15 protein-coding genes are annotated in these 18,199 nt (G+C 73.4%); 6 read left to right on the forward strand and 9 right to left on the reverse strand.

Going from position 1 to position 18,199, the window contains the following annotated elements; genetic code table 11:
- The first annotated feature begins 87 nt into the window (after positions 1–87).
- Together WMF39_RS05855 and WMF39_RS05860 are read left to right on the forward strand one after the other, a co-directional pair.
- Positions 88–978, forward strand: coding sequence for a helix-turn-helix transcriptional regulator (locus WMF39_RS05855; RefSeq protein WP_437744557.1), 891 nt, complete (start codon positions 88–90; stop codon positions 976–978).
- 33 nt (positions 979–1,011) lie between these two features.
- Positions 1,012–2,727: a glycogen synthase gene (locus WMF39_RS05860; protein WP_437747949.1), complete on the forward strand. Its 1,716-nt coding sequence runs from the start codon at positions 1,012–1,014 to the stop codon at positions 2,725–2,727.
- Positions 2,728–2,818: 91 nt separating this feature from the next.
- Here the strand turns inward: WMF39_RS05860 and WMF39_RS05865 are convergent, their stop codons facing one another.
- Positions 2,819–4,063 (reverse strand): DUF3829 domain-containing protein, encoded by a 1,245-nt coding sequence (locus WMF39_RS05865; protein WP_437744558.1) that lies wholly within the window; start codon positions 4,061–4,063, stop codon positions 2,819–2,821.
- Between the two features lie 223 nt (positions 4,064–4,286).
- Between WMF39_RS05865 and WMF39_RS05870 the strand changes: the two genes are divergently transcribed.
- The 3 genes from WMF39_RS05870 to recN all read left to right on the forward strand — a co-directional run bounded on the left by WMF39_RS05870 (position 4,287) and on the right by recN (position 9,513).
- Positions 4,287–5,099: a hypothetical protein gene (locus tag WMF39_RS05870; RefSeq protein ID WP_437744559.1), complete on the forward strand. Its 813-nt coding sequence runs from the start codon at positions 4,287–4,289 to the stop codon at positions 5,097–5,099.
- Positions 5,100–5,327: 228 nt separating this feature from the next.
- Positions 5,328–7,781, forward strand: a complete 2,454-nt coding sequence (locus WMF39_RS05875) for a hypothetical protein (protein WP_437744560.1) — start codon at positions 5,328–5,330, stop codon at positions 7,779–7,781.
- 34 nt (positions 7,782–7,815) lie between these two features.
- Positions 7,816–9,513: a DNA repair protein RecN gene (recN, locus tag WMF39_RS05880; RefSeq protein ID WP_437744561.1), complete on the forward strand. Its 1,698-nt coding sequence runs from the start codon at positions 7,816–7,818 to the stop codon at positions 9,511–9,513.
- A 159-nt stretch (positions 9,514–9,672) separates the two neighbouring features.
- Here recN and WMF39_RS05885 read toward each other — a convergent pair whose 3' ends face one another.
- The 3 genes from WMF39_RS05885 to WMF39_RS05895 form a co-directional block, all read right to left on the reverse strand.
- Positions 9,673–11,205 (reverse strand): FAD-dependent thymidylate synthase, encoded by a 1,533-nt coding sequence (locus tag WMF39_RS05885; protein WP_437744562.1) that lies wholly within the window; start codon positions 11,203–11,205, stop codon positions 9,673–9,675.
- 179 nt (positions 11,206–11,384) lie between these two features.
- Positions 11,385–12,203, reverse strand: coding sequence for a type I methionyl aminopeptidase (map, locus tag WMF39_RS05890; RefSeq protein ID WP_437744563.1), 819 nt, complete (start codon positions 12,201–12,203; stop codon positions 11,385–11,387).
- Entirely contained in the window at positions 12,200–12,766 is a 567-nt protein-coding gene (locus WMF39_RS05895; protein ID WP_437744564.1) for a cobalamin ABC transporter substrate-binding protein, read from the reverse strand. Before WMF39_RS05895 ends, map begins: the two co-directional genes overlap by 4 nt.
- Before the next feature lie 318 nt (positions 12,767–13,084).
- Between WMF39_RS05895 and WMF39_RS05900 the strand changes: the two genes are divergently transcribed.
- Positions 13,085–13,939 carry a hypothetical protein gene (locus tag WMF39_RS05900; RefSeq protein ID WP_437744565.1) on the forward strand — a complete coding sequence of 285 codons (855 nt, stop codon included), beginning with the start codon at positions 13,085–13,087 and terminating at the stop codon, positions 13,937–13,939.
- Positions 13,940–14,146: 207 nt separating this feature from the next.
- On the opposite strand, the gene WMF39_RS05905 is transcribed toward WMF39_RS05900, so the two are convergent.
- The 5 genes from WMF39_RS05905 to WMF39_RS05925 form a co-directional block, all read right to left on the reverse strand.
- Positions 14,147–14,410 carry a NifU family protein gene (locus WMF39_RS05905; protein WP_012233706.1) on the reverse strand — a complete coding sequence of 88 codons (264 nt, stop codon included), beginning with the start codon at positions 14,408–14,410 and terminating at the stop codon, positions 14,147–14,149.
- Positions 14,411–14,542: 132 nt separating this feature from the next.
- Positions 14,543–15,424: a hypothetical protein gene (locus WMF39_RS05910; RefSeq protein ID WP_437744566.1), complete on the reverse strand. Its 882-nt coding sequence runs from the start codon at positions 15,422–15,424 to the stop codon at positions 14,543–14,545.
- 53 nt (positions 15,425–15,477) lie between these two features.
- A complete protein-coding gene (locus tag WMF39_RS05915) occupies positions 15,478–16,806 on the reverse strand; it encodes a hypothetical protein (protein WP_437744567.1) in 1,329 nt (442 codons plus the stop codon).
- Complete coding sequence (locus tag WMF39_RS05920) at positions 16,803–17,618, reverse strand: hypothetical protein (RefSeq protein WP_437744568.1); 816 nt, start codon at positions 17,616–17,618, stop codon at positions 16,803–16,805. Before WMF39_RS05920 ends, WMF39_RS05915 begins: the two co-directional genes overlap by 4 nt.
- A 91-nt stretch (positions 17,619–17,709) precedes the next feature.
- Positions 17,710–18,192, reverse strand: coding sequence for a serine/threonine protein kinase (locus WMF39_RS05925; protein WP_437744569.1), 483 nt, complete (start codon positions 18,190–18,192; stop codon positions 17,710–17,712).
- Positions 18,193–18,199: the final 7 nt, after the last annotated feature.

Below are 18,199 nucleotides of genomic sequence, written 5' to 3' on the forward strand. Positions count from 1 at the left end.
CCGACGAGCCCACCACCGCGCCGGGGTTCAGTCAAGCAGTATAGTTCTTGTTGGACAGGCTTTCATGAAATATAGTGCATCGACGAGATGGCGTCCCGTCAGACATCGCGCAGGGCGCGGGCAGGCCAGGGGCCGGAGGCCGGCGCGGGGGGCGTCGCGGACGGCGCGCCGCCGATCCTCGCGTACCTCGGCGGTCGGCTCCGGCAGCGGCGGACGGAGCTCGCGCTCACCTTGCGCGAGCTCGCCGAGCTCGCCGGCGTGAGCGAGCGCTTCCTGGTGCTGATCGAGAGCGGGCGGGCGAACGTCTCCGTGGTGCGGCTCGAGGACATCGGCCGCGCGCTGGGCACCTCGGCCGCCGCGCTGCTCTCGGCGGGCGAGCTCGGCGAGGAGGCGCCGCCGCGCGGCCGGTCGGCCGGCGAGGACGGGGAAGGGGCGGGCGAGCCCCTCGTCGCGCTGCTCGGCCTGCGCGGGGCCGGCAAGACCACGATCGGCGGCCGCGCCGCGGCGCGGCTCGGCGTGCCCTTCCTCGAGCTCGACGCCCTCGTGGCCGCGCGCGCGGGGATGAGCCTCGCCGCCCTGTTCGAGATCCATGGGAACGCCTACTACCGGCGGCTGGAGCGCGAGGAGCTCGCGCGGCTCGAGGGCGCGCGCGCCCACGGGATCGTGGCCACGGGGGGCGGCCTGGTGACCGATCCGGCGACCTTCGAGCGACTGAGGCGCTGCGCGGTGACGGTGTGGCTGCGGGCGACGCCCGAGGACCACTGGCGCCGCGTGGTCGAGCAGGGGGACGCGCGCCCCATGGCCAACCGGGCCGACGCCATGAAGGAGCTCAGGGCGCTCTTCCAGGCGCGGCGCGCGCTCTATGAGCAGGCCGACTTCGCGGTGGACACGTCGGCGCTCGGTCTCGCGCGCTCTGTCGATCGCGTGGTCAAGATCGCGCGTGAAGCTGGTAGAAGGAACGCGACGCGCTCGCCTTGAGTCGGGGGCGCGCTCCCCCTCCTCCCCATGTCCATGCCGCGCCTCAAAATTCTCTTCGTGGTGTCCGAGTGCGTCCCCTTCAGCAAGACGGGTGGTCTAGCCGACGTGGCGGGCGCGCTGCCGATCGCGCTCGCCGCGGCCGGTCACGACGTGCGCGTCGTGATGCCGGCGTACCGTGCCGCCAAGCGTTACCTTGCCCGCCAGATCGCGCTCGCCGAGCAGCGGCCCGCGGGCAGCGAGGCCGTCGCCGCGCCGGCCGTCGCCGCCGCCGCGGCCGCGGGCAACGGGCTCGCCGCCTCAGCGGCCGACGCGGCCCCGGCGGCTGGCGCGGCCCCGGCGACTGGCGCGGCCCCGGCGGCCGACGCCGCCCCGGCGGCCGACGCCGCCCCGGCGGCAGACGCGACCCAAGGCGGAGACGGCGAGCCTCCGGCGGAGCGCTTCGTGCCGCACCGGCTGCCGATCTCGCTCGGCGTGCCCCTTGGCGGCGGCGAGGCGTGGACCGCCGTCTGGGAGACGCGCCTCGATCCCGGGGCGCCCGGCACACCTGCGCCCCGCGTGTACCTGCTCGAGCACGACGTCCTCTACGATCGCGACGGCATCTACGGCGACGCGCACGGCGAGTTCGGCGACAACCTCGCCCGCTACGCGCTCCTGTCTCGCGGCGCGCTGCAGCTCTGCCACGCGCTCGAGTTCTGGCCGGACATCGTCCACGTCCACGACTGGCAGTCGGCGCTCGTCCCGCTCTACCTCAACGTTCTCGAGCACCGGTCGCCGCTCGCCCGCGCCGCGTCCGTGCTGACGATCCACAACCTCGGCTACCAGGGCTGGTTCAACAAGGGACAGCTCCCCACGACCGGGCTCGGGTGGGATCAGTTCCACAGGTTCTGCCTGGAGGCGTACGACAGCATCAACCTGCTCAAGGGCGGCATCTACAACGCCACGCTCGTCTCCACGGTCTCCCCCAGGTACGCGCAGGAGATCCAGACGTGGGAGGGCGGCGAGGGGCTCGACGGCGTTCTGCGGGATCGCGGCACCGACGTGATCGGGATCCTCAACGGCATCGACGATTCCATCTGGAACCCCGCGACCGATCCCCACATCGCGGCGCCGTTCTCCGCCGAGGATCTTGGCGGCAAGCGCCTCTGCAAGGCGGCGCTCCAGCGAGAGATGGGGCTCGAGGAGCGCCCCGACGTCCCGCTCCTCGGGCTCATCAGCCGCCTGGCGACCCAGAAGGGGATCGACATCCTCGCGGGCGCGCTCGACCACATCCTCTCGCTCGACGTCCAGCTCATCGTCCTGGGCTCCGGCGAGCGCTGGGCCGAGGACCTCTTCTCGCGGATCTCCGGCGCGAGCGACCGCTTCCGCGTCTACGTCGGCATGAACGAGGGGCTCGCCCACCGCATCGAGGCGGGCGCCGATCTCTTCCTGATGCCGTCGCGCTACGAGCCCTGCGGGCTGAACCAGATGTACAGCCAGCGCTACGGGACGCTGCCGGTCGTGCGCGCCGTCGGCGGCCTCGACGACACGGTCGAGAACAACGTCACGGGCTTCAAGTTCGAGGAGATGTCGTCGAGCGCGCTCGGGAACACCGTCGCGTGGGCGGTGCACCTCTACCGCGCCGACCCGGCCTACTTCCGGTCGATGCAGCTGCGGGCGATGAAGAAGAACTTCGGCTGGGCGCAAGCCGCGCGGCAGTACGAGGCCCTCTACCGCCTCGCGATCGCCCGCCGCACCGGCCGCCCGTTCTGACCGCGCCCCCGGCGGAGGCGCGGCGCGATCGGCGCGTGCCTCCCTCGCGTGGGCGGGCGCGCCTCCCTCGCGGGGAGCGCGCCCGGGCGCGTCACTCCTTCTCGGGGGCGGCCGGCGCGGCCGGCGCGGCCGGCTGCGCGGTCCCGGCGGCCTCGCGCGTCGCCGCCTGGCTCTTCGCCATGAGCGAGCGGGAGAGCGCGCGGTGCTTCCCCTCGATCACCGACACGAAGCTCGTGACGACCGGCAGGAACAGGGCAGGGGAGGTGATCCCCTTGTCCGTCAGCTTGGGCTCGGCCGCCTTCACGTCGCGGATGAAGCCGGCGAGCGCGGGCTCCATGATCTTGGCCCACGGGTCGGTCTGGTGGGTCGAGCCGTACACCTTGAGCGCGGCCGCGGACGTCTCCAGCTTCTGGAGCGCGGTCTTCTCCGCCGCCGGATCGACGTTCTTGCTGGCGAGGATCAGCATGAGCGCCCGCGCGTCCTCGAGGGCCGTGATCGCCTCCTTCTGACCCTCGTCCGCCTTCGCGAGGTCGGGCAGGTGCGACGCGTGCCACGCGGACACCGCGAGGCCGAGCTTGTCGGAGTGCGCGTCGAGCTTCTGGAAGTCGGCGAGGAGCTTCGCGTGGAGCTCCTTGCCCTTCGCGAAGCTGTCCTTCTTGTACTCCTCGCGCTGGTAGTAGTTGGCCGCCGCGGCGATGTTCTTCGCCAGCTCGGTCGCGAACGGCGCGTACTCGGCGAGCGCGGCGTCGACGTCCGCCATGGCCGGCTCCTTGAGGCTGAGGGCGACGGTGCAGGCGCGCGCGTTGCGCTCGTGCGGCGCGCGCGCGCTGAAGTTGATCGGCCGGCGCTCGTCCGGCTTGCCAGGCGGGGTCGGCGCGCCCTTGGCGGCGGGGGCGCTGGTGCCGCCCGGCGCGGCGGCGGCGCCGGGCAGGCCGGTCGTCTTCGGCGCGGCGGCGGCGCCGGGCGCGGGCGGCTTCGCGGGGAGCGCGCCCTTCGCGGCGTCTCCGGCCTTCGCCTGATCGTCGTTGCCGAAGCTCGGGATCTTCTTCTCGCTGGGCTCATCCTTGCCGAGGCTCGCGAGGTACGCGTCGCGGGCCTGCTTCAGCGAGAGCGTCCCGAAGTAGCAGACGTCGACGCGGTACTCCTTCATCGACTGCGGGTCGACCTTCGCCATCGGCGACACGGGCGTCCGCAGGCTCGCCTTTCCCTTGTTCGTGTTCGCCGCCGCGGAGCTTGCCGGCTCCGGCTGGGGAGGGGGCGGGTCCTCCTTGCAGCCGGCGGCACCGCTGGCGACGAGCACGAGCGCGATAGAACAGAGAGACCTGACGGAAATCATTCGGTGTGCCTCCTCGGCTGGCGCAGGAACGGGCGCATCATGCCTAAGCCGGCGGCGCTTGCAACACCCGGCCAGGGGCGAGAACTTGCGGCCCTGGTCGGGAAAACCCCGCCCGCGGCCCAAAACACGCGACGCCGCTCGGTTCTTCCAGGCCTCCGCCGGGGCTATCCTCCCCCGGCCTCCGCTGTGGCTGACGAAACGTTCCGGGTCTAATGTCCGCCGCGTGAAGCTGCGAACCTTGACCCTGGACGAGCTGACCATCGACGACGAGCGCTCCTTCCGGCACGTCGCGCTCTACGACGATCTGAAGCAGGCACTCCGGCGCGACGGGTACCGCTTTCGCGTGCCCGAGGGCGAGGCGAGCTGGGATCGCGTCGTCTTCTTGAACCTGACGTTCTGGAGCCAGAGCGAGCAAGGCGACCTGATCGCCGGCGACCACCTCGCCGCCGACGTCGTCGCGCACGTCGCGTGGCACCACCTCGCCCACCGCGCGCTCACGGCCGCGGGCGCCGGCGCTCCGCCCAGCGCGGAGGCGCTCCTGCTCGCCGAGGCCATCGCCAGCGCGTTCGATCTGTACCTCGTCGGGCGCCTCCTTGGGCACGCCCCCAGCTCCGACTTCCTGGCCACGCAGGTGCCCGCGATGGCCGAGGCGGCCGAGGCGGCCGGCCTCTCCGACGCCGGGTTCGAGGCGCTCCTGGAGAGCGTGGCCGGGAACCCGGAGCGCGCCTTCGAGGACCTCCGCGCCCTGCTCTTCGACGTCACGACGGCGCTCGTGCGCTGCGATCGCCTGAGCCGCGCCGCGGAGATCCTCGCCGGCTTCGACGCCCACCGGTTCGCGCCGCTCCTCCACCACTACGAGCTGTCGAACTGGATCCTGTCGACCCGCGCTTCCGGGTCAGCCCCCGCCCCCGATCCGGTCGCGCGCGCCGTCGACACGGCGCTGCGGAGCGCGCCGGTGTCGCTGGACTGGTTGGAGCAACGCTGGGTGCGCCCGCCCGCGCCCCTGCCGGCGCCCGCCGGTGAGCCCTCCGCCTAGACGAATCCAGCGGGATCCGGCGGAATCCCGCGGCCCGGAGCCGGGCGGAGCGGGCGAGCCCGAGGACGACCGCCCTGGTCACCTGTGAAGAAGATTGCGCGTGCTGGCGAGCTGCGCGATTCTCTTCTCAAGGTGCAACTCGCCTGCTCTCTCTGCAGGACCTACGTGGAGATCGGTGTAGGACGCGAGATGCGTCCGTCCTTGCCGTTTGTCTGCAAGACGTGTCGCATGAAGAGCAAGCAGTCCGCGTCCGAGAGGGGTGAGCCACGGTCTTCCCCCTCGGGCGTTCCGAGCTCCGCGAGCGGACGCGACCGGCGAGAGCCGTCGAGCGAGCCGGAGCGCGCGAAGCCGTCCTCCGGGCGCCGCTCGGAGAGGGGGGCCGGGCTCTCGAGCGATGTGCTGGACGCCGAGACGACGCTCCCGGGCGCTGGCATCCAGCACCGGCTGGAGCCCGCGGGCGAGACGGAGCGGCGCGCGGCGCCGGAGGCGGCCGGGCGCAGGCGAGGGCTCACGCTCGCGGAGCGGATCGCGCAGCAGGAGCTGGACGTCGCGCCTGAGTCCAGCCCGAGGGCGCTGGATGCGTTCTACGCGGCGGCCGAGGCCTCGCTCGAGCACGCCGTCGTGACGCCGGACGGCGGGCTGGGGCGGCGTGAGGTCCCGGCGCGGCATCGCACGTTCGCCGGCCTCTCCTGGGACGACACGCCCCGTGGCGGCGCGGCGCCGACCGGCAGGAGCCCGTCCGCGCTCCCTCCCGCCGACTCGGATCCCGTCTCGATCCAGGACCTCGCGCAGATGCTCTCCCCGGGCGTCGAGCCGCCCTCGCTCTCGTTCGGCTCGCACGCCCTCGAGGAGGAGCGCGCGAGCCAGCCCGCGCCCGCGCCCGAACCCGCTGCCGTGCCCCGCGCGACCCCGCGCACGCCGGTCCCGGCGCGACCGCCGGCGCGGCGCGAGCAGCGCACAACGTCGCCGGTGGCGCGGCCGCGGACCGCTGCTGTCCCGCGCGCCGGCGGCTCCGCGCGGCCTATCGCGCCGCCGTCGGAGATGCCGCCGGCGCCGCTCTCCGAGATACCGTCGGCGCCGCTGTCCATCGACGAGGGCCGGCCGTCGTCGCACCGCTCGTCGCCCGAGCTCCGGCTCCAGGACGTGCAGGCGATGGCGGCGCTCGCCCCTCAGCCCATGCCGTCCGCGCGGCGCGCCCGGTCCGGTCCGAGCGCCGCGCAGCCCGCCGACGCCTCTCCGGCGGACCTCGCTTTGCTGGGTTCGCTCGCCCCGTCGCCGGCCGCGGGCCCGCCGCGCGCCGCCGAGGAGCAGCGGCGAGATCGCGCCAGGTCCAAGGCGGCCGAGGCGCAGGGCGCCGCGGGAGGGCCGCGGGATCAGGGGAGCGACGAGCGGCCGTCGCACGAGCCGATCGCGCTCACGAACCTCTCCCCGCGGTCGACCGCCCACGCGGCGGGCGACTGGCCCAGCCAGAACGAGCCTCGCGGGCGCGCCGAGCGCAAGGAGACCTCGGGCCTGATCGACCTGCGCAGCATGGCGCCGCCGCCCGGCGAGGAGGGCGAGGCGCGCCGCAACGAGGACCGGGCCGATCACGAGATCCTGAGCATCAACAGCGGGCTGTTCGATGACGCCGCCGCTGGGCGGAGCTCGGACTCCTCGTTCCCCTCGCAGCCCGTCGAGCCCGAGCTCCTGGCCGTCGAGGGACACACGTCCTCCGGGGAAGAGACGCCGGTGCGCACCTCGATCACGGCCGGCTCCCTCGTGTCCGAGAAGCTGCGCTCCTTCTCGACGCCGGCATCGCGCCAGAACATGGCGCTCGCCGGCTGGGTGACCGTCGTCTTCATCGTGTTCGGCGCTGCGCTCTACCTCGCGCAGGCTCACGGCCGCTCGTCCAGCGCCGTGGCGACCCAGGGCGCGCCCGCGGGCAGCGGCGCGCTCGTTGCGGCGCCGCCCGAGGTGCCGCCTCCGTCGTCCGCCGCGGCGGCTCCCGCTGGCCAGATCGCCGACCGGGAGCCGTCCCTGGACGACGAGCCGGTCGCGGAGTCGCCGGCCGCCGCTCCCGGCCCTGCGGAGCAGGCGCTGGCCGCCTCCGCCGGCCCTGCCGGCGAGCCAGCTGCACCGCCGCAGCCCGTGCAGGCAGGGGCTGCTCCCGGGGCGGTACCCGAGCCGACCGCCGCGCCGGCGGCGAGCGCCGCGCCAGCAGCGACCGCCGCGCCGGCGGTGAACCCCGCGCCAGCGGCGACCGCTGCGCCAGCGGCGACCGCTGCGCCGGCGGCGACCGCCGCGCCGCAGGCCAGCGAGAAGCCTGATGTACCCGAGCGCCCTGCCCGGGCCGCGGCGCCGAGCGAGCCCGAGCGCGCCAAGCCGGCGGGCAAGCAGCCGCCGCCGGCGCCGCTCCTTCCGGCGAAGGACGAGCCAGCGCGCTTCGATCAGAGCGCGGCGTCCAGCGTCCTCGCGTCCGCGGCGGCGGCCGCCGCCGGGTGCACCGGCGAGGGCCTCACCGGCACGGCCCGCGTGGCCGTCACCTTCGCGCCCACGGGGAAGGCCATGTCGGCGCGCGTGGAGGGGGGCGACCTGGTCGGGACCGCCACCGCCGGGTGCATCGCCGCTGCATTCCGCGACGTCGCGGTGCCGCCTTTCGAAGGAATTCCGGTCACCGTCATGAAGCAAGTGAAGATCCGCTGACGACGGGTCGAAAGCTTTCTATCCTCCCGCCGCTGTGCTGGTCGCGCTTCGGGTCAAGAACTTCATCCTGATGGACGCCCTCGAGCTCCGGCTCGAGCCCGGGTTCAACGTGCTCACCGGCGAGACGGGCGCGGGCAAGTCCATCGTCGTGGGCGCGCTCTCGCTGGTCCTCGGCGGCCGCGCGAGCGCCGAGCAGGTCCGCCCCGGCGCGGACGAGGCCGAGATCGAGGCGCTCTTCGACGTGCGCGGCTCCGATCGCGCGATGGCGATGCTCGACGCCGCCGGCATCGCGAGCGAGGGCGAGCTCGTGGTCCGCCGCGTGGTCCAGGCGACCGGCCGCTCGCGCGCCTACCTGAACGGCCGTCTCTGCACCGCGGGCGAGCTCCAGGCGCTCGCCCCGGAGCTCGCCGACGTCGCCTCGCAGCACGAGAGCGTCGCGCTGACCGATCCGTCGACGCACCTCGGCTACCTCGATCGCTTCGGCCGCCTCGTGCCTGCGCGCAGCGAGCTCGCGGCGGACGTCAGCGCGCTCGAGGCGCTCACCGCCGAGCTCAGGGCCGCCCGCGAGCTCGAGCGCGGCCGCGGCGAGCGCGAGGCGTTCCTCTCCTTCCAGCTCCAGGCCATCGACGCGCTGTCGCCGCGCCCCGGCGAGCTCGCCGATCTCGCGGCCGAGCGCAACCGGCTCCGCCACGCGGGCCGCCTGCACGACATCACGCGGCGCGCCGCGTCCCGCCTCGATCAAGGGGACGACGCGATGTGCGACGAGCTCGCGCGCCTCGCCTCGGAGCTCCGGGCGGCGGCGGAGATCGATCCAGCGCTCGACGATGTCGCCCGCGCGGTCGACGGCTGCTGGACGGAGCTCAGCGAGGCGGCCCGCCAGATCGCCCGTTACGCCGAGCGCGCGGAGGCCGACCCGGATCGCCTCTCCGAGATCGAGGATCGCATGTACCGCCTCGAGGGCCTGCTGCGGCAGCACGGCCCCACGCTCGACGACGTGCTCGCCGCGCGGGCGCGCCTCGCGGCCGAGCTGGAGCGCCTCTCGGGGGTCGAGAGCCACGTCGCGGAGCTCGAGCGGCGGCGCGACGTCTTGCTCGCCGTCGCCGCCGAGCGCGCCCGCAAGCTCTCGGCGAAGCGGCGGAAGGCCGGCGAGAAGCTCGGCGCCGCGATCTCCTCGGAGCTCGCCGATCTCGGCATGGGCGGGGCGCGGGTCGTCGTGGACATCGAGCCGCACGGCGGCGACCGCGCCGAGCTGGTCGTCGACGGCGCCCGCCTCGGCCAGGACGGGATCGACCGCGTCGAGTTCCTCATCTCGCCCAACAAGGGGATCGAGCCTCGCCCCCTGCGCCGCATCGCCTCGGGCGGCGAGCTCTCGCGCGCCCTGCTCGCCCTGAAGCGGGTGCTCGCGGAGTGCGGGCCCGCCGGGCTCTACGTCTTCGACGAGGTCGACAGCGGCGTCGGCGGCGCCGTCGCCGACAAGATCGGGCGCGCGATCGGCGACGTGGCGCGCCACCACCAGGTGCTCTGCATCACCCACCTCGCGCCCATCGCGGCGTTCGCCGGCGCTCACTTCGTCGTCGCCAAGGAGAACGCGGGCGGCATCGCCAAGAGCTCGGTCACGCGCGTCGACAAGAAGGACCGCATCGCCGAGGTGGCGCGGATGCTGTCGGGGGCGAAGGTCACCGGCGCGTCGCTCAGGGCCGCGACGGAGCTCATCGAAGCAGCGCGCCTTTGAGCGGCGGTCACCCGCTTCGGATACGGGCCCATCTCGACGTTTTCGGTGCTCAGCGCACTGGAGTGCGCTGAGCACCGAAAACGCCGATCTGGACCCGTCTCCTGTGCGGGTGACCACCGCTCTGCGACGGCGTACCCGAGGCGGGGTGCGTGGGGCGGATCAGCTCCGCGCGAGCGCGTAGTCGTTCAGATCGACGCGGATCAGGTCCTTGAGCCAGGGGTGCACCGTGATCGCGGTGCGGTAGAGCCCCTGGGCCATGCGCCGGTAGCTCGTGTGCCCCTGCTTCGCCGAGCGGAGCTCGATGACGTGGAAGAGCTCGCGCAGGTTCAGCGTCCAGAGGGTCCTCACGCGGAAGCCGAGCGGCACCGCGTACTGCGACTCGAGGGGGTAGCGCTCCTCCATCGCGTTCCACGCGTCGCGCGCGGCGAGCATCGCGTCCTGGTAGGCCTCGGCGTGGCCGAGATCCGAGAGGGCCTGCGGCGTCTCGAAGCCGAGCCGGCAGGTGAGCCGCTGCGTCGCCGGCGTCAGCATCCTGTGGCGCTGCAGGTCGCGGTACGCGCCGTAGTCGAGCATCAGCTCGAAGGTCATCGTCGACGCCTCGAACGCGCGCGGCGGCGCGTCGTACGGGCCGCGCTTCTCGCACGCGGCCTTCGCGATCCCGATGAGCTCCGGCAGCGTCGCGCGGTGGAGCGCGTCGCCCAGGTTGTAGGCGTGCACGCCCGGATCGCTCCCGTCGTACGCGAGCGCGAGCGCGACGCGCTCCAGCGCGTCCTTGTCGTAGCGCACCAGCCGGACAGGCTGGTTGATCACCATCGTCGCGCTCACGCCCTCGTCCGGCGGCGTGTAGACCCGCTTCATCGCCGCGGCGACGCTGGCCTGCAGCGTCTGCCGGAGCTCGTTCGGCGCGGCGTACTTCACGAGCGTCGGGGTCACGGCGAGCGCCGCCGTGTGCATGTCGCGGGCGACCCTGCGCACCTCCTCGAGCGGGTGCGACAGCATCTTCGTGAGCAGGACCTCGAGCGCCCTCGCGTTCGCGGTGAGGCCGATGTTCGTCCGCGTCCCCGCCGGCAGGAGGCCGCGCAGGAGATCGCACGCCTGCGCGCGCAGCGCCCCCTTGTAGGCGGCGTCCGACATCTTCTCGGGCTTCGGCGAGCGCGCGCCGAGCCGCTCGGTCACCCTGGGGACGAGGTCGAGGTAGGTCGCGAAGAGCCGCTCGCTCGAGGCCTTGTATTTCGCGGCGTGCTCGGCGTCGAGCTCCGGCAGGTCGATGAACGAGTGCTGATCGAAGACCACGTAGCGCGTGCTCTTCTCCGTGTACGAGCCGAGCCGCAGGTCCTCGATCACCTTGGAGGCGACGATGCTGACGTTCTCGATCGCGAGGTGCACCACGGCGTGCTCGGCGACCGACGCGTGGCCGTAGCCCACGACCCATTTCTCGTGGAAGCTCCGCGCCTTGTCCGACGCGAACGCGAGGCCCCGGCGCGGCCGGCCGTCGGCCTCCGGGGCGACGTCGAGCTCCTCGTCGCCGAGCAGGCGCGCCAGGTTGGTGCGCAGATCGTCTCGGCTGCGCGAGTAGTACGCGAACAGGACGGCGATGACTTCTTCCGGCAGACCCGACAGCGAGAAGACGTCGGCCGTCGGGCTCGACACATACGGCGCGATTCGGGCACGCGACGCTTCGTCCAAGGCCATGCACCTGCTTCTACTCCCAATCGCAGGCCGGACGGTCGACAAAACTGGGTTTCCGATCGACAGATCCGGGCCACGTCGACGCACCGCCGCGCAGGCCCTCGTGGCCGGGGCTGGCCGGCGCGCGCGGTCCGGGCGCGGCGCGCGTTCGGCGTTGTGCGCGTCGTCGAGCGCGCTCTGCGTCAGAGCGCTCGCGCCGCGGAGACGGCGAACGGATCGGGGAAGATCTCGCTGTTCGCGAGCGGCCGGCTGCGACGGGTCAGCACCTCGCAGCCGTTCCTCGTCACGACGATGGTGTGCTCGAACTGCGCCGACAGCGAGCGATCGGCCGTCAGCGCGGTCCACTTGTCTTCCTGGATCTCGACCTCGTAGGTGCCGAGGTTGATCATCGGCTCGATCGTGAAGCACATGCCGGCGCGGAGGCGGGCGCCGCTGCCGTACTTGCCGACGTGCGAGACCTGCGGCGCCTCGTGGAAGCGCCGCCCGATGCCGTGCCCGACGAAGGCCCGCACCACCGAGCAGCCCTCGCCCTCGGCGAATTCTTGGATGGCGGCCCCGATGTCGCCAAGGCGCGCCCCGTCCCGGACCTGGGCGATGCCGAGCTGCAGGCTGCGCCGGGACACCTCGGTCACGTGCTTCGCCTCGGCCGAGGGCTTGCCGATGTAGAAGGTCGCGGACGTGTCGCCGTAGAAGCCGTTGTAGATCGTGGTGACGTCCACGTTGATGATGTCGCCCGGAACGAGGACGCGATCGCACGGGATGCCGTGGCAGACCACCTCGTTGATCGAGGTGCAGACGCTCTTCGGGAACCCGTGGTAGTTGAGCGGCGCGGGGTAGCCGCCGCGGCGGATCGTGTCCTCGTGGACGAAGGTGTTGATGTCCTCGGTGGTGATGCCGGCGCGGATCATCTCGCCGACGCCGAGGAGCGTCTCCGCAGCCATCTGTGAGGCCGTGCGGAGGGCGTCGACTTCTTTGACCGTCTTGATGCTCACGTTGCTCACGGCGCAGACAGCTCCCCGAGGACGACGGCCTCTTTGACGGCCGCGGCGACCTCCGCTGTATCAGGTGAAAGGTGCCAGTGGATCTCCGGCTCGCCGGCCTCGCCGGCGAAGCGCCGGATGAAGGCGATGAAGGTGAGCCCGCGGAGCCGCGCGTCGATCGCCTTCGCGACGCCGAACGCGCGGCTCTGCGGCCGGATGTGGAGCTCGAACGCCCGGTCCGGCGCCCGGGGTGTGGCCAGCGGAGGGTAGCCGACCTGGATCCCGAGGTGGTAGGTGCTCTGTTCGCCGATCGAGTCGACGGTCACCGTGTTGACGCGGACCCGCGCGACCACGTCTCCCGTCTGCGCCCTCTCGCGGAGGAACAGGTCGGATCTGGGCGAGGGGCCGTCCAGCGAGAAGCCCACGGCGGCAGGCTCGATGTTGTCGTCGAAGACCTCGCGCGCGCGCCCCTCCCATGGGGGCAGGCCGGCCTGTGGATCGACGGACGCCGCGGGGCGCTCGTGATCGGCGACGCAGCCGCCGGCGGGGCCAACGGTCGCCAGCGCGGCGAGCGCAAGGCGCAAAGGTGCAGCACCGGCGGCAGGGATCATCCTTGGGGCCAGAGCTCGTAGCACGTCGTCTGGTCCCTGTCAGGACCTGGCACACACCGGCCACAAGCGCTGTCGAGGCTGTTTTGCCCTCGTCGCGATCCGCCTCGCGCTCGCTCTCCATCGATCCGGCCGAGCGATCGTCCAACGGCGGTCGACCCCGCTCGGTGCGGAGAACCTATTCTCCTGTCCTACCGCAGGTGCTAGCGTTCTCCGGCTTGCCGGGCTGGGTTTCCTGGCTTTTGCGATTGCACAGAGCGCGGGGACAGGGCCTGCGCCGGCTGGAGGAGGAACATGAAAGCGAAGAGGCTCCTGGGAGCGGCGCTGGCTCTGGGGCTGGGCCTTGCGGCGATCACGAGTGCGACCGTGGCGGCTGCCCAGCAGAAGCGGGGGACGAGCGGGGCGCCTGCCGCGGCTCCTGCCAAGCCTGCCGATACGCCTGCGACGAAGAAGACGATCGCGCTGACGCCGCCGGGCATCGCCTGGGGGATGACCACCAAGCAGGTGGCGGCGGTGATCGACAAGATGCTCGATGAGGCGTACGTGCCGCGTTACAAGGCGATCTCGCCCGGCGTGAAGATGAGGGCGCTCGACGCGGAGCTCGCCGAGGAGAAGAGCGCGTTCCGCCGCAGCCGCATCGACTTCGGCGGGTTGCCGACCGGCATCGACGCGACGCCGCTCAAGGGCGAGTACACCTACCTCAACAAGGAATCGATGATGACGCTGACCCGCGAGAGCGGGAAGCGGTACTTCTTCTTCATCCAGGACAAGCTCTGGAAGATCATCGACGAGCACCCGCTGGGCGAGAAGGCCGCCCGCGGGAAGGACTATGCGTCCGCCGTGGTCAAGCTCGCGACGGCGTTCGGGGTGCCTGGCCGCGTGACGCCGCCTGCTCCGGACAAGGGCCGCTACGTCAACGAGGTCGACTGGAAGGACGCGGCCACGCACTTCCGTGCGATCGAGCGGAACGACTCCGAGATCGCGTTCGCCTACGAGGACCTGGTCACGTTGGGCAGCCTCGATTCGCTCCGCCCCAACAAGCCGGTCGACGCGAACGCCATCGACCCCGCCGTAGCCTCCGCCGTCCGCAAGGAAGAGCCCCCTCCCGCCCCGCCCCCCTCCGCCGACAAGCCCGGCAAAAAGAAGTAGCCCCACGACCCGCCGCGCCCCCGTCCGGCCCTCGTGTTAGCTCATCGCACCCTTTTTCTTCTCTCCCCTCCGTCCCAGTAGCCCGCCTGAGGCGGTCACCCGCACAGGAGACGGGTCCAGATCGGCGTTTTCGGCGCGGAAGCGCACTCCAGTGCGCTGAGCACCGAAAACGTCGAGATGGGCCCGTCTCCGCAGCGGGTGCCCGCCTCAGGCCAGGGAGGCGCCGTCGGGGACACGCATGCCGTTCGTCACGATGACCCGCGCGGACGGCGCGACGGCGAGCACCGCTGGCTCGATCACCGCGCGCGCGGTGAGCATGGCCCCGGGGCAGCCCGAGCACGCGCCGGCCAGGTGGAGCGTCAGGTGATCGGGCTCGACGGCCACGATGTAGAGCTCACCGCCGTCGGCTCGGACGAGCGGCGCGATCACCTCGCGGCAAACCTTGAGAAGCTGATCGATGGAAGCCGGCATGGGGGTGAGCTCGGCAGCGCGAGCCAGTCGCCACAGCCTAGCACGGTAGCGCTCGATAAGGAGATCTCAGGCCCGCCGCCGGCCGTGACAGCACCCGGGCCGTAGCCAGGGGGACCGCCCCGGAGGGCGCGCTCAGAGCGTCGAGACGAGCGCGGCGACGCCGGCGTCCGCGGCGAGCTCCGGAACGCGCTGCGCCGCAGCGCCGAAGGTGCGGCCGGCGATCTCCACCGTGCCGCTCCAGGGGCCCGAGGCCGTCTTCACCGGCAAGTCCAGCTTCTCGAGCGCCTCGGTGTTGACGTCGGGCGTCACCGGTCCGCCGTACGCCTTCGCGCCCTTCCACGCGAAGACGTAGAGCAGCGGCGTCGACTTCAGCCCGTCCCGCTTGGCGATCTCGGCGATGTCGCGCTTGGCCGCCTCCTGCAGCCGGTACGCGTAGGCGCGGAACGACCAGCCCGTGACGAAGAGGCCCTGGAGCTCGCCGCCGCTCCGTGTGACCGGGTGCACGGCGACCCACTGGAGATCGGGGCCGTTCCTGACCCCGCGCATCTCCTGCATCTCCCCGAACGCCTCGACGACGCCGCTGCCCGGGGCCAGCACCTTCCTGAGCTCGGGGAACGAGGCCAGGACGGACCTGTTGGCGAGCATGTCCGGATCGGCCTCGCTGCGCAGCACCGTGCCGCTCGGATCGGCGAAAGAGAAGAAGGTGCTCTTCGCGAACTCGAGGTCCTTCACCGAGGCGCGCGCTCCCGCGATCGCCTTCTGGAGCCCGAGCAGGTTCGCGCCCGGGTCGGTGTCCACCAGCGCAGCGAGCTTCTGCGAGCCCGCGGGGAGGCCCGTCCGCACCTGGCCGACGTCCTCCGCGACGACCGGCGCGAGCTTGGCGCAGAGCTCCGCGGCGTGCTTCTGGGAGGTCTTGCCGTCCTCCTGACACGCGCTCCCGAGGGCGGCGGCCAGCGCACAGGCGAGCACGGCAGGCTTGCTTTCGCTTCGGGCGAAGGTGGAAGAGCGCATCATCGAGAACGACTCTCCGAGACGAGCGGAGTTCCGGCGGCCGGGACCATCACGCCTCACAGGGTTTCCGGGGTTACAAAGATGATCTCGACCCGGGCGTTGCGGGCGCGCTCGCTGCCCCCCGGATCGACGACCGGGGACGCGGATCCCGCGAGGAACGGCGCGATGGACGGGCCCGCGGGCGCCCCCGCGGCGGTCGCACCTTGCGCCGGACCGAGGGCGCGGACGACGGCATCGGCCCGCGCCGCCCACGCGGGCTCTTCCCTGGCGCGGATCTCCCGGTCCGTGTGCACGACCACGGCCACGGGAAAGGAGGGGTGCGCCGTGGCGACCAGCGCGAGGTCGCGGAGGCGCGCCTCGCCGGCCTTCGTGAGGGCGTTGCCGGCGAACAGCCCGCGAAGCGTGACAACGATGCCGCGATCGTCGCGGACGGGCGACCAGGTGCCTGCGGCCGAGAGCTCTGCGAGGAGCGCGTCACCAGCGCCAGGCGCGCGGGTCACCGGCGTGGCGGCGCGGCGCGCGGCCGTCAGCGCGGCGAGGCAGCCCGCCCTGGCGCGGGAAGCCTGGTCGATGGGCGCCGGGAGGGCGCGGGTGGAGCCGCTCGCCTCGGCGAGCTCCGCGTCGAGCTTCTTGATCGCGGCGGTCGCCCCCTCGAGCTGCGTCGCGAGCTCGGCGCTGCCAGGCTGGGCGCTGCCGGGCTGGGGTCCGGCGGGGCTTGCGGCCGTGGGCTGCGCGCCGGCGGGGCTCGCGCCTGCGGGCTGCGCGCCGGCGGGGGTAGCGCCTGCGGGCTGGGGTCCGGCGGGGCTTGCGCTTGCGGGCTGCGAGCTGTCCTGCGGCGCCGGTGCGATCAGGAGGCGCGCCGCGCCGCACAGCAAGCGGGCCTGGAGCGCGAGCGAGCGCGCGGCGGCGAGGCGCGCCTTCTCGCGATCCGCATCGGCCTTGCCCGACGGGACCACGGGCTGCGCGTCCCGGGCGACCTTGGTCCGCATGTCGAGCGCGTCGACCTCGGCCGCGACGCGCGACTGCTCGGCCTCGAGGCCCGCGAGCGACGCCTCGCCCGCGGAGCGCTGCGCCTTCGCCTCGGTCTCGGCCGCCTCGGCCCGAGCTACCCGCGAGAGCGCGTGCGCGTGCGCGTGCGCCGCGATGGCCTGCTCGCCCAGGATCTGCGCCCCGGATCGATCCTCGCTCTCGAGCGCGGCGAGCGCGTCGCCGCGCAGCTTCTCCGCCCGCGCGAACGCGCCCGGCGCGTGCCGCTTCGACTCGGCGGCGGCCGCCCCCGCGCGGACGTGATCGAGCTCATCGAGCACCGCTGGCCGCGGGATCGGCGCGCACGCGCCGAGGAGCACCCCCGCGACGGCGATCCCTGCGAGGCGACGCGCGCTCAAGGCGTGCCCTCCTGGCCCACCGGAGCCGTCGCCTTGCCGGCGCCGCCCTTGGGCCCGGCGCCTGGCGCCGCGGTGGGTGCCCGCTCGGCCCCCCGCGTCGCGGGCGTCGCCTCCTTGGGCGCCGCCCCTCTCTCCCCTCTCTCCCCTCTCTCCCCTCTCTTGCCAGCTTCGATCCGCTGCGCTTCGACGTTCGCCGCTGTCCTGGTCGCCTCGCGCGCCTCGGCCTCGATCCGCTCGAGCTCCGCCGCGGCGCGGCCTCGCCGCGCCTGCGTCTCTTCGAGCAGCGCGCGCGCCCGCTCGAGCTTCGTCTCGACCTCGCGCGCGCGCTTCGCGGCCTCCACGGCCGCCGCCTCCGCCGCGGCGGCGCGCAGCAGCGTCCTCGCCGCCTCCGCCCACTCGAGGGCCACCGCGTCGAGCCGCCGCGCGTTCGTCGCGTCGCCCGCCGCGCGCGCGCCGTGCGCGCGCTGGAGCGCGCGCTTCGCGTGCGCCATCGGCTCGGCCACGACCTTCGCGGCGCTCGGCGAAGGCCCGCTCGCCGCGCTCGGCGCCCCGACAGCGGTCTCCTCGCCGCCGGCGGCCTTCTCGCCGGCGACGGCTGCGGGCGGGGGCGCGACGCGGCCCTCGATCTCGCGGAGGATCTGCGCCGCCTTGGCGCCGTCGCCGGGGGGCGGCGCGGGCACCGTGGCGAGCGGCTTCTCTCCTCCGCCGTGCGCCAGGGCGTCGGCGCTGCCGAGCGTGGCCGCGAGGGCGAGGAGCAGCGCCTGGCTCCACCGGCGCTGCCGCGCGTCACAGGGAATGGGGCGGGAACGCACGTCCGCCAGGTAGCAAACAGGGCTTCCGCGAGCAAGCGCAGCGGCGCAGGGGCTGCAGTGACGCGCGCGCGGCCGACGCGGGCAGCGCGCGTCACTCCGGCAGGAAGTTGCGGATGGCCCAGTCGATCTGCTGCTGATGCCGCTCGACCAGCGCCTTCGCTCCGCCTGCCTCGTGGAGGAAGACGCGATCGTCGTTGACGAAGACGGTGAGGTAATAAAGGTGCGCTTCCTTCCCCTCGTCGTGCCCGAAGCGCAGCTGGACGCCCGGCAGGCCGTTCCGGGCCTTCACGTCGGTCTTGCCGAGCAGCGCGTAGCCGCCGCCCTCGCGCAGCCGCTTCTCGATCACGCGGGACCAGAAGGCGAGGTCGCCCTTCGGATCGTTCTCGAACGCACGGATCCCGATCACCAGCCCCTCGGCGGTGGTCGCGCGGTACTCGTCGTCGCCGTAGCGATCGTCGAGATCGACGAACCCCGGCGGGGTCGCGGGGACGAAGGGCCGGCCGCAGGCGAGCAGCGCCGCCGCGCCGGTGAGCGTGGCGACGAGGGCGAAGGCGTGGCGAAGGGAGTGGTTCATCGGAGGC

Source organism: Sorangium sp. So ce1504, from assembly GCF_051521635.1.
Taxonomy (GTDB): Bacteria; Myxococcota_A; Polyangia; order Polyangiales; family Polyangiaceae; genus Sorangium; species Sorangium cellulosum_B.